Annotated in this window: 13 protein-coding genes and 1 pseudogene; 8 read left to right on the top strand and 6 right to left on the bottom strand. The window is 69.9% G+C overall.

All coding sequences use genetic code 11. From position 1 onward, the window contains the following. The 3 genes from ACIBTS_RS39770 (at position 1) to ACIBTS_RS39760 (ending at position 2,824) form a co-directional block, all read left to right on the top strand. Entirely contained in the window at positions 1 to 411 is a 411-nt protein-coding gene (locus ACIBTS_RS39770; protein ID WP_399325656.1) for a RidA family protein, read from the top strand. Positions 412 to 608: 197 nt separating this feature from the next. Next, positions 609 to 2,087 carry a GntP family permease gene (locus tag ACIBTS_RS39765; protein ID WP_399325552.1) on the top strand — a complete coding sequence of 493 codons (1,479 nt, stop codon included), beginning with the start codon at positions 609 to 611 and terminating at the stop codon, positions 2,085 to 2,087. 77 nt (positions 2,088 to 2,164) lie between these two features. Further along, positions 2,165 to 2,824, top strand: coding sequence for a hypothetical protein (locus ACIBTS_RS39760; RefSeq protein WP_399325550.1), 660 nt, complete (start codon positions 2,165 to 2,167; stop codon positions 2,822 to 2,824). On the opposite strand, the gene ACIBTS_RS39755 is transcribed toward ACIBTS_RS39760, so the two are convergent. Beyond that, a complete protein-coding gene (locus ACIBTS_RS39755) occupies positions 2,821 to 4,191 on the bottom strand; it encodes a M14 family metallopeptidase (RefSeq protein WP_319672285.1) in 1,371 nt (456 codons plus the stop codon). The genes ACIBTS_RS39760 and ACIBTS_RS39755 overlap by 4 nt on opposite strands. Before the next feature lie 651 nt (positions 4,192 to 4,842). On the opposite strand from ACIBTS_RS39755, the gene ACIBTS_RS39750 reads away from it, so the two are divergent. From ACIBTS_RS39750 to ACIBTS_RS39740, 3 genes are all read left to right on the top strand, one after another. Then, positions 4,843 to 5,769, top strand: coding sequence for an anti-sigma factor RsbA family regulatory protein (locus ACIBTS_RS39750; RefSeq protein WP_399325548.1), 927 nt, complete (start codon positions 4,843 to 4,845; stop codon positions 5,767 to 5,769). An 85-nt stretch (positions 5,770 to 5,854) separates the two neighbouring features. Next, on the top strand, positions 5,855 to 6,361 hold the full coding sequence (locus ACIBTS_RS39745; protein ID WP_399325546.1) for an ATP-binding protein: 507 nt from the start codon (positions 5,855 to 5,857) through the stop codon (positions 6,359 to 6,361). Positions 6,362 to 6,496: 135 nt separating this feature from the next. Next, positions 6,497 to 7,867, top strand: a complete 1,371-nt coding sequence (locus ACIBTS_RS39740; protein ID WP_399325544.1) for an Nramp family divalent metal transporter — start codon at positions 6,497 to 6,499, stop codon at positions 7,865 to 7,867. Positions 7,868 to 7,989: 122 nt separating this feature from the next. Here ACIBTS_RS39740 and ACIBTS_RS39735 read toward each other — a convergent pair whose 3' ends face one another. Both ACIBTS_RS39735 and ACIBTS_RS39730 read right to left on the bottom strand, forming a co-directional pair. Beyond that, positions 7,990 to 9,246, bottom strand: coding sequence for a hypothetical protein (locus ACIBTS_RS39735; protein WP_399325542.1), 1,257 nt, complete (start codon positions 9,244 to 9,246; stop codon positions 7,990 to 7,992). A 243-nt stretch (positions 9,247 to 9,489) separates the two neighbouring features. Beyond that, positions 9,490 to 9,999 (bottom strand): SigE family RNA polymerase sigma factor, encoded by a 510-nt coding sequence (locus tag ACIBTS_RS39730; protein ID WP_079660057.1) that lies wholly within the window; start codon positions 9,997 to 9,999, stop codon positions 9,490 to 9,492. Between the two features lie 129 nt (positions 10,000 to 10,128). Between ACIBTS_RS39730 and ACIBTS_RS39725 the strand changes: the two genes are divergently transcribed. Further along, complete coding sequence (locus ACIBTS_RS39725) at positions 10,129 to 10,527, top strand: hypothetical protein (protein WP_399325540.1); 399 nt, start codon at positions 10,129 to 10,131, stop codon at positions 10,525 to 10,527. A gap of 22 nt (positions 10,528 to 10,549) precedes the next feature. Here ACIBTS_RS39725 and ACIBTS_RS39720 read toward each other — a convergent pair whose 3' ends face one another. Both ACIBTS_RS39720 and ACIBTS_RS39715 read right to left on the bottom strand, forming a co-directional pair. Next, on the bottom strand, positions 10,550 to 10,741 hold the full coding sequence (locus ACIBTS_RS39720) for a hypothetical protein (protein ID WP_399325538.1): 192 nt from the start codon (positions 10,739 to 10,741) through the stop codon (positions 10,550 to 10,552). 14 nt (positions 10,742 to 10,755) lie between these two features. Beyond that, positions 10,756 to 11,007, bottom strand: a pseudogene (locus ACIBTS_RS39715) (Scr1 family TA system antitoxin-like transcriptional regulator); the annotation flags it as partial. Positions 11,008 to 11,351: 344 nt separating this feature from the next. Here ACIBTS_RS39715 and ACIBTS_RS39710 point away from each other — a divergent pair. Further along, positions 11,352 to 11,693, top strand: a complete 342-nt coding sequence (locus ACIBTS_RS39710) for a hypothetical protein (protein ID WP_399325536.1) — start codon at positions 11,352 to 11,354, stop codon at positions 11,691 to 11,693. A gap of 265 nt (positions 11,694 to 11,958) precedes the next feature. Here the strand turns inward: ACIBTS_RS39710 and ACIBTS_RS39705 are convergent, their stop codons facing one another. Beyond that, positions 11,959 to 12,333 carry a hypothetical protein gene (locus ACIBTS_RS39705; protein WP_399325534.1) on the bottom strand — a complete coding sequence of 125 codons (375 nt, stop codon included), beginning with the start codon at positions 12,331 to 12,333 and terminating at the stop codon, positions 11,959 to 11,961. Positions 12,334 to 12,675 lie beyond the last annotated feature (342 nt).

Below are 12,675 nucleotides of genomic sequence, written 5' to 3'. Positions count from 1 at the left end.
GTGACCGAGAAGATCGCGCTCACCCCGAAGACCCACACCACCCCGCCCGCGAAGTTCTCGCACGGCGTCCGCAAGGGCAACATCCTCCAGGTCGCGGGCCAGGTCGGCTTCCTCCCCGCCGAGGAGGGCAAGCCCCCGACGCCGGCCGGCCCCACCCTGCGCGAGCAGACCCTGCAGACCCTCGCCAACGTCAAGGCGATCCTGGAGGAAGGCGGCGCGAGCTGGGACGACGTGATGATGATCCGCGTCTACCTGACGGACACGGACCACTTCGCCGAGTTCAACGAGCTCTACAACGCCTACTTCGAGGCCCAGCCCCTCACCGCCCCGCCCGCCGCCCGCACCACGGTCTACGTCGGCCTTCCCGCGGGACTCCTGGTCGAGATCGACGCACTCGCCGTCCTCGGCTGATCCGCTGACGCTCCCGCAGCTCCCGCAGCTCCCGCAGCTCCCGCAGCTCCCGCAACTTCCGCGACTCCCGCAACTTCCGCAACTCGCGAAACTCCGGCAACTCCCGCGCCCCGTATGCCGGGACGGCGCACCACCCCGCGCCGTCCCGCGGTACCCCCTGCCCGAAAGCAGTATGCGCCTACCCAGAGGACCCCCCGATGTCCCCCTTGCTCGCGGCATCCGCTCCCACCCAGGCCCCACCCCACACCGGTGGCCTGCTCCTGCTCGTCGACGGCACCGCAGGCCTCCTCACGGTCGCCGCCCTCGGCATAGCCCTCCTCCTCTTCCTGATCATCAAGGTCAGACTCCAGCCCTTCGTGGCGCTCCTCGCGGTCTCCATAGCCGTCGGCCTGCTGGCCGGCCTGTCCGTGACCGAACTCTTCGGCACCGTCCAGCGCTCGGACGCCGTCTCCACCATCGAGTCCGGCATGGGCGGCATCCTCGGCCATGTCGCGATCATCATCGGCCTGGGCACGATGCTCGGCGCGGTCCTCGAAGTCAGCGGCGGCGCAGAGGTGTTGGCGTCCCGGCTGCTGGGGCTGTTCGGCGAGCGGCGCGCCCCGCTCGCCATGGGCCTGACCGGCCTGATCTTCGGCATCCCCGTCTTCTTCGACGTCGGCATCTTCGTGCTGGCCCCGATCGTCTACGCGGCCGCCAAACGCGGCGGCAGGTCGATCCTGCTCTACTGCCTGCCGCTGCTCGCCGGCCTGTCCATGACCCACGCGTTCCTGCCCCCGCACCCGGGCCCGGTCGCGGCCGCCGGCCTCCTCCACGTCGACCTCGGCTGGGTCATCCTCATGGGCGTCGTCTGCGGCATCCCCGCGGTGCTGGCGGCCTGGGCGTACTCGGCGTGGATCGGCCGCCGCATCTTCGTCGCCGTGCCGCAGGACATGGTCGAGGCGGCGGCGGAGGCGAAGCAGGCGGTCGTCGAGGAACAGCGGGCGCAGGGCGTTCTCCCGCGCGAGGACCCGGTGCCGCTCGGCACGGTCGTCGGCATCATCGGCACCCCGCTGGTGCTGATCCTGGCGGCCACCTTCTCCTCGATCGCCCTGGACCCCTCCACCGGCCGCTCGGTCGTCGAGTTCTTCGGCAGCCCGTTCGTGGCGCTGACGATCGCGCTGCTCCTCGCCTACTACCTGCTCGGCATCCGACGCGGCTGGTCCCGCAAGTCGCTGGAGACGGTCTCCACGGCCTCGCTGAAGCCGGTCGGCAACATCCTGCTGGTGGTCGGCGCGGGCGGGATCTTCGGCGCGGTCCTCAAGGCGAGCGGGGTGGCCCAGGCCCTGTCGGACACCTTCAACGACGTCGGCCTGCCGGTGATCGTCCTGTCGTACCTGATCTCCGTGGTGCTGCGGGTCGCCCAGGGCTCGGCGACGGTGGCGATCGTGACGACGGCGGGCATCGTGGCGCCGCTGCTCGCCGAGGGCGACCACTCGCAGGCCTTTGTGGCCCTCGTCATCATGGCCATCTCGGCGGGCTCCATTTTCGCCTCGCACGTCAACGACGGCGGCTTCTGGATGGTGGCCAAGTACTTCGGCATCAGCGAGCGCGACACCCTCAGGACGTGGACCGTGCTGGAGACGGTGCTGTCGGTGGCGGGGTTCGTCGTGGCGGCCGTATTGTGCCTGTTCGTGTAGGCGTCTCGTGTAGGCGTCTCATAACGAAGTTGGGGCTGGCTGTGTCCGGCACAGGATCTTCGACCATACTTCCCGCTGTGGAGCAGCAGCGGATAGGTTCGAGCAGCCAGCCCCTGGAGGGCGAGCCCCTGAAGGGCGCCGGATTCGACCCGGCCTTCATCCCCGGGCTCACGCCGCCCGCGATCGCGGAGCCGGAGGACACCGAGCCGGCCGAGAAGGTCGAGGCGGCGGACGAGGCGGATGCGGCGGATGTGGCCGAGGGCGACATCGTCGAGGGGACGGAGACGCAGACCCCGGCGGGGGAGACCGCCGAGGACGAGTCCGCCGAGGACGAGTCCTCCGACGGTCCCGTCTTCGAGGCCTCCGACCGTCGTGCGCGGATCGCCGCCGACGCCAAGGGAGTCCGGCTCCGCCTCGACGAGGAGGAGTGCGAGTTCCGCTGGGACGAGATCGGCGCGATCGAGACCGAGGCGCCGCGCTTCGGCAAGCGGTTCACCATCACGGTGCACACCCCTGACCGTCGCTGGTACCCGATCGAGATCGAGGCGACGGCCAGGGCGCGCTTCAAGGAGTGGGACGAGCAACTGGACGCGGTCCTCGACGCCTACTTCGAAGACGGCGAAGAAGACACCGAAGCCAAGGCCGAAGCCGAGGACACCGAAGCCAAGGCCGAAGCCAAGGACGCCGAAGCCAAGGACACCGAAGCCGAGGACGTCGTAGCCAAGGATGCCGACTAGCTGCAGTACTGGCTCTGCTTCCCGATCGACCGGTACATACAGTCCGCGTTCTCGAGAAGTTGCAGCACCGCGTCCCGGTTACGGGAAGTCTCCCGTTCGATGACCTCGTCGGGCGGGTAGAACCCGCCCCCGGAGCTGGACGACGGATACATCTCGAACGTGTAGTCGAAGATCTTGTGCGTGCCCCAGAGGTAGTCGTCGATCGACCCGTCCGTGATGTACAGGTCGCTGGCCTGCTCCGGGGTGTACCCGTTGCTCGCGGCCATCTTCTGTCCGATGGCCTTGAACGCGGCGTTGTCGTCCGCGGTCATCCCGGTCGCCGTGTCCGCGCCGGTGTACCCGAACGGCCACAGCACCAGCTCGCTGTAGGTGTGGAAGTCGATCCCAGCGGTGATCTGCTGCTTCCCGCCCACGACCCGGCTGCGCACGAAGTCGGCGACGACCTTCACCTCGGGCGCCGACTCGGCGGACGCACCCCGGTAGGTCTCCGAGGACGTGGACCCCGAAGAGCCGCCGCAGCAGCCCCACTTGTAGTTCCAGTTCCGGTTGAGGTCCGTGCCGACGTACGAGGAACCGGAGTTGGGCTGCCGGTTCTTGCGCCACGAGCGGTAGGAACCGGTGGCGATGTCGTACTCGCCGCCGTCCGGGTTGAGGTCCGGGACGATCCAGATCTCGCGCCCGTTGACCATGTTGGTGACACGGGAGTCGGAGCCGTAGCCGGCGCCCAGCTCGCGGATCAGGTACAGGGCCATCTCGACGGTCATGTGTTCGCGGGCGTGCTGGTGGTGGGTGAACAGCACCTCCGGCTCGGCCTCGTCGGTGCCGACGTTGTCGCTGATCTTGACGGCGATGATGTCCCGGCCGCCGTACGACTTGCCGATGACCCGTTTGCTCATGATGCTCGGGTAGGCGGCGATGCGCTGGTCGATCTCCGTCGTCATCTCGGCGTAGTTGTGGTACTTCGAGTCGGCGGACGGGAAGTCGTAGAGCCGCACCTCGTTCTCGGCGATCCGGTTGGGCGCCGAGCCGAGCAGGGAGACCTCGTAGCCCTGTGTGCGCAGCTTCTTGATCTGGTCGGCGCGCCCGGAGACCACCACGGTCTCCTCGTCGGCCTCGTCGACGCTGACCCCGGACGCGGCGATCGCGGTGCGCATGCCGGGCGTGCTGTGGGCGATGTGGATCTCGTACTGGCGGATGTCGTCGGCGGAGGCCGTCGGCTTGGGGGCGCCGCCCGCCGCGGCCTCGGTGACCGTCGCCGAGAGCGGTGCGGCGAGGGCGAGGGCCAGCAGGGTGGCGAGCACGGCGGTTCGTCTGCCGCCGCGGGCGCCGAGAGCGCCGGATCCTGAGCCGCGAATGCGAAGTCGCATGAACTCTCCTTGTGGGGAGCGGTCGTGGGGGGCTGTGCGCTTGCTGTGTGCGGCGGTGCGGTGCCGCTCATCGTCCGGGCATGGCATGAGCAGGTCAAGAGACGACAAAGGGACGGTTGGCCTGAATCATGCGCAGCCGTGAGCGACCGGCCGCGCATTGTAGCCACGGTCGCACCTTCGGAAGCGGATCCTGGGGAAGTACGCCCATGCGTGTGAGGCGGGAGTGCATAGATGTACGGCCCGGGGGAGGCTGAGGGCTCGCGCGGGAACCCACCGCATCACACCCTCAGAGGACTGGCTGATCATGGGCGGATCAGCGCCGCGCCGGGACTGTCACCTGCCGGTGGAGACGACCAGCTTCGTCGACCGGCGCGGCGAACTGGCGGCAGGGCGCGAGCTGTTGGCCAGGGTCCGACTGATCACCCTGACCGGTCCCGGCGGCGTCGGCAAGACCCGCCTGGCCGGCCGGATCGCGGCCCGCGTGGCCCGGGCCTTCCCCGACGGCGTCCGCTTCGTGCACCTCTCCGGCCTGCGCGGCCGTCTGCGGAGCCTCCCGAGAGGGCCGCTACCGGCTGGACCGCGCCCTTCGAAGCCAACCCCGACCCGCTCACTCACCCACCCACCCACCCGACCGATGGGGACCCCGGACCCATGTCCGCTCAATCCGACGCCACCGCCGCCGCCCCAGGGACGTTCGACCACCGTATGTCCGTCTCCGCCACCGACGAGGCCTTCGTCGCCGCCGCCCTCCCCTTCCTCGCCGAGGGCCTGGCCGCCATCGAGGAGCCCCCGCCCGTCGCCATCGTCGCCCCCGACAAGCTGGACCTCCTGCGCGACGCCCTCGGCGCCGACGCGAAGGACGTCGGCCTCGTCCCGCACACCGACTGGTACACCGGCTCCGCCGCCAACGCCATCGCCCGGGCGGCCGCGCACGTCGCCGCGCACACCGGTCCCGGCGGCCGGGCCCACCTCCTCATGGAGCCCGTGTGGAACGGCCGGGCCGGCCGCTCCCCGCGCGAGAGCGCCGAGTGGATCCGCTACGAGGCCCTCGCCAACCTCCTCTTCGCGCCGACGGCGACCACGGCCATGTGCGTCTACGACACCCGCACCGCCGGCTCCGCCCTCAGCGAGGCGGCCCGCCGCGCCCACCCGGACAGCGGCGTGTACGAGGACCCGTTGCGCCTCGCCACCGAGCTGGACGCCGTACCGCTGCCGCTGACCCCCGCGGACGCCGTACCGCTCGCCGACCCCGCGCCGGACGTCGTCCGGGCCTGGGCTGCGGGCCGTGGACTGGCCGCCGTCGACGCGGAGTTGTTCGCCACGGCCGTCGCCGAGGCGGCCTCCCTCGCACCGGTCACCGGCGCGCTGCTGTGGGGCGAGGCCCCCGGCTGCGTCTGCGAACTACTGCTGGCCAGCCGCCTCGACGACCCCCTCGCCGGCTTCGTTCCGCCGCCGACCGCCGAGTTGGCGCCCGGCCAGGGCCTGTGGTTCGCCCGCCAGGTGTGCGCGTACGTGGACGTCCGACAGTCGGGCACGGGCGGCGGCGCCGGGACGACCGTACGGCTGCAGTACGTATAGATGTGCGGACTCGGCCTCTCGACAGGTACGGAATCGGGTAGTCCTCCCCGTACGCGGACGGCGCCCAAAAGGAGATCCTGACCCCATGCTGCGACTTTCCGGGCGAAGCGGCCCCGTCCCGGACCCCGCCCCCCAGTACGGCGCCTACCCCCAGCCGCCGATAGGGGCAGGCCACTGGAGTGTCGAGTACGACCCCCGGCCCAGCGCCGTCCGCGAGGCCCGCGCGCAGGTGCGCAGACAGTTGGAGGGCTGGGGGCCGGCCGACCGGGAGGAGCTCGTGGACACCGCCGAGCTACTGGTCAGCGAGCTGGCCACCAACGCCCTGCTGCACAGCGCGAGCCGCTTCCGCCTCACCCTGAGCGCCGCGCACGGCGTCCTGCGCTGCGAGGTCGCCGACTCCCCCTCTCTCTCGACTCCGCTCGAGCCGGGGGGACCCCCATGCCGTCGCACCCCGCAGGTGCTGCATGCGGGCGGCACGGAGAGCGGCCGGGGCATGTTCCTGGTGAACGCGCTCGCCCGGCGCTGGGGCTGCTGCCAGGACGGACCGGGCAAGACCGTGTGGTTCGAACTCGGCACCTGCGCCTGCGAGTAGCTCCGCGTTGCCCCGCATTGCCCCGTGTCGGCCCGCGTTGCCCTTCTTTGACCTGCCCGGCCCCGCGTAGCTCCTCCGGGTGTAATCGAGTGTGCCCTCTTGCCGGACCGGCTTCTTTGGGCTTTCTTGACCTTCATGGCGGACACCACGGGACCCCCCACAGGAGACTCCACGGACACCGAGGCTCCATCCGACATCGACCTCCACAGCAACACCTCCCCCCGCAAATCCAGTTGGAAGTACATCGGCCCCGGCATCGTGGTCGCGGCGACCGGCGTCGGCGCCGGCGACCTGGTCGCCACCCTCATCGCCGGCAGCAACTTCGGCTACACCCTGCTCTGGGCGGCCGTCGTCGGCTGCCTCGTCAAGATCTCCCTCGCCGAGGCGGCCGGCCGCTGGCACCTCTCCACCGGCCGCACCCTCTTCGACGGCTGGGCGAGCCTGGGCCGTTGGACGACATGGTTCTTCGTCGTCTACGTCGTCGTCTGGGGCTTCGTCTACGGCGCGGCGGCGATGTCGTCGAGCGCGCTGCCGCTCCAGGCGCTGTTCCCGGACGTGATGGACCTCAAGTCGTGGGCCATCGCCTGCGGGCTGGTCGGCCTGGTGTTCGTCTGGTTCAACAAGTACGCCGTCTTCGAGAAGGTCATGACGGTCCTGGTGGGCGTCATGTTCGTGGTGACGGTGTACCTGGCGATCCGGGTCACCCCGAACCTCGGCGACGCACTTGCGGGCCTGCTCCCGGTCCTGCCCGACGAGAAGGACTCCGTCCTCAACACCCTCGGCCTGATCGGCGGCGTCGGCGGCACGATCACGCTGGCCGCGTACGGCTACTGGGTCAACGCCAAGGGCTGGACGAACACGGGCTGGATGAAGGTCATGCGGCTCGACAACCGGGTCGCGTACATCACCACGGGCGTGTTCGTCGTCGCGATGCTCTTCGTCGGGGCGGAGCTGCTGCACTCCGCGAACGTGGCGATCGCGAGCGGCGACAAGGGGCTCGTCCAGCTGAGCGACATCCTGGAGGCGGAGTACGGCACGGCGACCGCCAAGTTCTTCCTGATCGGCTTCTTCGCCACCTCCTTCACCTCCCTGATCGGCGTCTGGCACGGCGTGAGCCTGATGTTCGCCGACTTCGTGGCGCGGTACCGCCATCAGGGCGAGTCGGTGGGCGGGGCGACCGGCGGGGCGACCGGCGCCGAGGTCGCCTCCGGCGAGCGGGAACGCTCCTGGCCGTTCCGGGCGTACCTGCTGTGGCTGACGTTCCCGCCGATCGTGCTGCTCTTCCAGGGCCAGCCGTTCCGCCTGGTCATCCTGTACGGCGTACTCGGCGCGGCCTTCCTGCCGTTCCTGGCGGGGACACTGCTGTGGCTGCTCAACACCTCCCGCACGCCCAGGGAGTGGCGCAACGGACTGCTGAGCAACGCGATGCTCGTGCTGGCGGGGCTGCTGTTCCTTGTGCTGTGCGTGAAGCAGATCTGGGACCAGCCGTGGTCGGAGTTCTTCTGAGCTCCTAGGGGGGATCCTGGCCCTGCCGGCCGCCGCCCGAGCCTGAGCTCGGGCGGCCTGAGCCTGCGCCGGAGGGCCAGTCCACCTTCACCTTCCTCCCTCGCCCTTGCGTCCTCCGTCTCTCAGTCGCTCTGGCTCACCCATCGCGGGCTGAGCGCGATCGCCCGCAGCTGCTTGATCGTGAGGGCGGGCTTCGCGCGGGTCGCGGCCTTGTTCTGCTGGGCGGTGTTGAAGGCGCTGACCACCACGCGTAGACCGTCCTTGCGCATGGTGTCGACCGTCCACATCACGACCCCGGCCCCGCCCTTGTCGCCCGGCCCCTGCTTGACCGCGACCCGCGTGCCGTCGGCGAGGGTCTCGGAGCCGGGGCCGTACAGCTGGTCGGCGTCGTCGGACATGTTCGGCTGCACGTTGACCTGGACCAGGCTCCCGCCCTTGCCGTCGTCCACGACCATGTAGCCGTACCCGGTCTCCTCGCTGCCGTACGAGACGCGCTTCAGGTCGGACGGCAACAGAAGACTGAGCTTGCGCAGAATGAGCCAGCCGGCCATCTCCGCGGGCCTGGTGCCCGACGGGGCGGTCGGGGCGGTCGGCTTCTTCTCCTTGGGCATGGCGTCGACGATCCGGCGCCACTGCGACGCCGAGGCGAGCGTCTTCAACTGCGCGGTCGTCAGCGGGGGTTCCGGACGGGTGACCGGCTTCCCCTTCTCCGCCGCGGCGTTCCACTCGATGACGCTCACATGCTGCCCGGCCGGGGTGACCAGGTCCGCTCCCCACGCCTTGGTGTCCTCGCGGCGGTCGGGATACTCGTAGCCCTGGTAGACGGTGATCGCCGATCCGTCGGGCAGAAGCTCGGTCTTGCAGCTGTCGAGGCCCGACTGCTCGCTGTCCGCGCAGGGCATCACGGCGGTGGACGGATTGATCTTCCCCGTGTCCGAGTGGACCCGCTCCAGGCCCAATGAGATGGACCCCTCGCCCTTGCCGTCGTCGAACACGCCCACCGCGAGCGGCGGCAACTGCTCGCCCGTGCCACGCGCCTCGGACTTGGTGAACTTCCCCTTGGGAAGCAGCTTCTGGAGCGTGCGGACCACGTCGTCACCGGAGTAGGAGGTCGGCTTGCTGCTGCCGGTGGCGGCGACGGAGGAGGGCGTCGGGGCGGATGTGGCGCCGGGCAGCAGAAGCGCCCCGCCCACCCCCACGAGGGCGAGACTCGCCGCACCCCCCACGACCGCGGCCCTGCGCCGCAGTCGCAGCCGGAGCCCCCGGGCCTGACCCGCGGCGACGAGCGCGCCGCCCGGACTGTCGAAGGTACCGCCGGCGTCGTGCAGAGCGGCGGAGAGCCGCTCCTCGAAGGGATCGCTGTGCTGGTCTACGGGCATGGTGAACCACCGTTTCCACGAGGGATGGACTGAACTCGTCTGCTGGAGAAGGAGGCGAGGGGAGCGGAGAGGATGGATGGCGAGGGGAGCGACTAGGGAGCCGAAGACGAAACCGGAGACGGAGCCGAAGACGAAACCGAAGACGGAACCGAAGACGGAACCGAAGACGGAACCGAAGACGGAACCGAAGACGGAACCGAAGACGGAACCGAAGACGGAACCGAAGACGGAGCCAGCTGGGCCTCAGGGCCTGGCGTACTCGCTCATGTCCTCGCCGAGCAGCTCCCGCAACCGTCCGAGCGCGCGCGAGCACCGCGTCCGCACGGCCGCCGAGCTGGCGTTCATCGCGTCGGCGGTCTCCTCGATCGACCGGTCCTCCCAGTAGCGCAGGACCACCACCGCCCGGTCCTTGGCCGGCAGCCGCCCGAGGGCCTGCATCAGCGTCAGCCGCAACGACGTGTCGCTGCCGCTGCCGTCGGGCATGTCGGGGAACACGTCCACGGCCTGCTCGCGGCTGCTGCGTCTGCGCTGGTGGGCGAGGAAGGTGCGGGTGAGGACGGTCTGCGCGTACCCGGCCGGGTTGTCGACCCGGGACACCCGTCCCCAGCGGACGTACAGCCTGCCGAGGGTCTCCTGAACCAGATCCTCGGCGAGGTGCGTGTCCCCCGCGGTGAGCAGACACGCCGACCGATACAGATGTCGGGCACGCGCCGCCGCGAACTCGGCGTACTCGTCCGCGCGGACCTGCCTCATGAGTGTTCCCCCTGCGTCGGTTGCCCAGCTGCCCTCACTTCATTGATGCAGTGGGTCCGGGGAAATGTTTCAGCGGGGCCAGAGGGGACCGAAAGTGGGCGCGCAGCCGCGGCCGGGTAGGTTTCCGCTGTGACAGACCAGCCCCCGCCTCCACCACCGTCCACCCCACCGGGCTTCGGCCCGCCCCCGCCGCAATACGCGCCGCAGGCGGGCCCTCCTCAGTACGTGCCGCAGCCGCAGCCGCAGCCCGGCCCGGAGTTCCTGGCGGTCGACAAGCACAACTCGGTCGTCGTCGACGCGTCGGGCGTCGCCTTCGAGATGTACGACATCACGATCGACTTCCCCTGGCCCGAGATCCGCAGCGTCCACTACAAGGCAAGCCCCAACGGCAAGGCCCTCATGGTCGCCGTGGTCCACCTGGATGGCAGGGTCTACGAATGCATGGTGACGGCAAAGCCGAGGGACCGGCTACAGGGTTGGTTCGCACAACTGGCTTGGGTACTGGGCTACTACCGCCCGGCGGGGTAGGGACAGGGCAGGCGACACCGGCTCAGAGCAGGTGATCGGCCTTGCCGGCCTTGATGTCGAGGATCATCGTGCGGAGCGCTTCGCGGGAGTCGGTGAGGTAGGCGTCCTCGGCGCCGGCTATCGCGATGTAGGCGTTGCCGGTCGGGTCGGTGCCGAGGCGGAAGCAGGCTGATCTCTCGGCGCAGAACGGGTCTTCCCAGGTGATGTCCGTCATGAACGTTCGTCTCCTCACAGGTGGCTGGCGATGTTCTGGATGAACCCGTACGACTCCTCGGGGGACAGCGCACGCGCTTCCATCCAGTCCAGTTGCGTTCGGTACTTGGACAACTGGGCTTCCTGGTACAGGAATTCCGGACCGTGGGCACTGTCGATCTGAACCGTGTCCAGCCGGGGCACGGGCCCCTCCAGGTAGACCACGGTCTGCCCGGCGTCGGGGAACGAGCCCGCGTCGAACGGAATGACGCGCAGAGTCACGTGGGGGCCGGCTCGCAGGCAAGGGCCGACCAGGGGGGCCGACCCTTCACGTGCGTCGCGCAGGCTCACCGAGGGCGGTGGCCGGCACCGCCTCCAGCGGGGAGCTGGACCGCCCAGCGGCGCACCACCCTCTCGGCGGCCCCCTCCCCAACCGGCCTCCGCGCCGCCGCACTGGCGGGGGCGCCGGCACCGCCCGACGCCCCAGGACCGCCCTCCCCGGCGAACGGGCCGCCGGGGGACGCGCCAGACAGGAACACACGCGGGGACATCGAACAAATTCCTGGCGATTCTCGGGCGACTGTCCGCACGCCAGTGGGGGTGAACCCCTGCGAGCGCATCGGCGACTCGGTGTGATCGCCACGGTCCTGGACACCGGACCCCTGGCTGCTGCGTTCAACGCGGCCGACCGGCGTCACCCGGAGTGCGCCTCCCTGCTGACGTCGCTGACTGCGCTGCGTGGTGTTCAGCGCCTGAAGGCGCTTGAGCAGGCCGTGCGTGGCACCGGTGCCGTCGACCCGCACCAGGATCTTGGCTTGGGAGGAGCGGGGTATCTGCGCGAGCGCGGCATCCAGTCCCTGTCTCGTATGTGCGGTCCACAGGCCCGTGCCGCGCATGCGGTCCTCCTCGCGCGGGTCTCGCCAGTGGACCAGACGGTGTTCGACGCGCTTCATTCCTCAGGCCGATTGCCCTGAGCGGCAGGCTCACGCCGCGCGACACCGGGGTCCGCGAGTAGCTGTCCGACGGGCCGGGCTTCCAGGCGTGCCGGAGCCCACCCGGCGGAGGCGGCTGACCCGAATCACCAAGGTCCTGCCGACTCCGCCGAGTGGGCCACACGTCAGCGCGCCCCTTGATCTCTGTGGAGATCAGGCGGTGACTCCTGCGCCGGGGTCACCGGGGCTTCCGTTCATATCGTCCATCGTGGGGCCGGATTCCGTCCGGCCCCACGACGCGGTCGCCTCAGACGGTGAACAGGTAGACCGGTACGTCGCTGCCCGGGCCGTTGAAGTCGAAGTACCTGATGTGGCTCGGGTTGTTGGTGTCCGCCGGGCACGCCTTGGCGCTCCACTGCGTGCCGTTCGAGTACATGGCCTTCACCTGGGCGCACTTCCCGTCGGCCTTGGTGTCCTTCACCCAGCCGGCGATGCGCATATTGCCGCCGGAGCAGCTGGTGGCCCAGCTGGCCTGCCCCCCGGACACACTCGCGTTGACCGTCTTGTTGCACGTGACGGCACTGGCCGGAGTGCTCAGGCCGACGCTGACCAGGCCGGCCGTGGCCATGGTGAGCGCGGCGCCGACGGCGATCCTCTTCTTCGCGTTCTTGATCATGTTCATGTGCGTGTGCTCTCCTTTGGTTTTTTCGGAGGCAAGGCCCCGTTCTCATGTCGATGGTGGCGAGCCGACCTGGTGACGACCTTGTTGAAAGCTTGTCCACCTCGCACATGCCTGCTGTGATGGATCCGCACCCGAGGTGGGGGAGTGAAGCGATCAGACGGGTTGGCATGACGGATTTTCGACTGCTGGGCCCGTTGGAGCTGCGGGTGGCCGGCCGAGCCGTGGAGCCCGGCCCGCCGCAGCGGCGGGGGGCCTTCCCCCGTGAAGGTGGGCACGCGGTTATTGATCACGCGGCGAGCGTGAGTTTAGCGGTGTGGTGTCGGTGTTCGTATTCGTTGGGGC

It is taken from the genome of Streptomyces sp. NPDC050121 (assembly GCF_044460385.1).
Lineage (GTDB): Bacteria > Actinomycetota > Actinomycetes > Streptomycetales > Streptomycetaceae > Streptomyces > Streptomyces soliscabiei.
The sequence above is the reverse complement of the archived record's forward strand: the minus strand, read 5'-3'. Positions and strand labels throughout refer to the sequence as shown.

Excerpts from the sequence above, each read along its gene's own strand:
- ACIBTS_RS39765 (WP_399325552.1), top strand. The coding sequence starts at position 609 with ATGTCCCCCTTGCTCGCGGCATCCGCTCCCACCCAGGCCCCACCCCAC.
- ACIBTS_RS39755 (WP_319672285.1), bottom strand. The coding sequence starts at position 4,191 with ATGCGACTTCGCATTCGCGGCTCAGGATCCGGCGCTCTCGGCGCCCGC.
- ACIBTS_RS39750 (WP_399325548.1), top strand. The coding sequence starts at position 4,843 with ATGTCCGCTCAATCCGACGCCACCGCCGCCGCCCCAGGGACGTTCGAC.
- ACIBTS_RS39745 (WP_399325546.1), top strand. The coding sequence starts at position 5,855 with ATGCTGCGACTTTCCGGGCGAAGCGGCCCCGTCCCGGACCCCGCCCCC.
- ACIBTS_RS39740 (WP_399325544.1), top strand. The coding sequence starts at position 6,497 with ATGGCGGACACCACGGGACCCCCCACAGGAGACTCCACGGACACCGAG.
- ACIBTS_RS39735 (WP_399325542.1), bottom strand. The coding sequence starts at position 9,246 with ATGCCCGTAGACCAGCACAGCGATCCCTTCGAGGAGCGGCTCTCCGCC.
- ACIBTS_RS39730 (WP_079660057.1), bottom strand. The coding sequence starts at position 9,999 with ATGAGGCAGGTCCGCGCGGACGAGTACGCCGAGTTCGCGGCGGCGCGT.
- ACIBTS_RS39720 (WP_399325538.1), bottom strand. The coding sequence starts at position 10,741 with ATGACGGACATCACCTGGGAAGACCCGTTCTGCGCCGAGAGATCAGCC.
- ACIBTS_RS39705 (WP_399325534.1), bottom strand. The coding sequence starts at position 12,333 with ATGAACATGATCAAGAACGCGAAGAAGAGGATCGCCGTCGGCGCCGCG.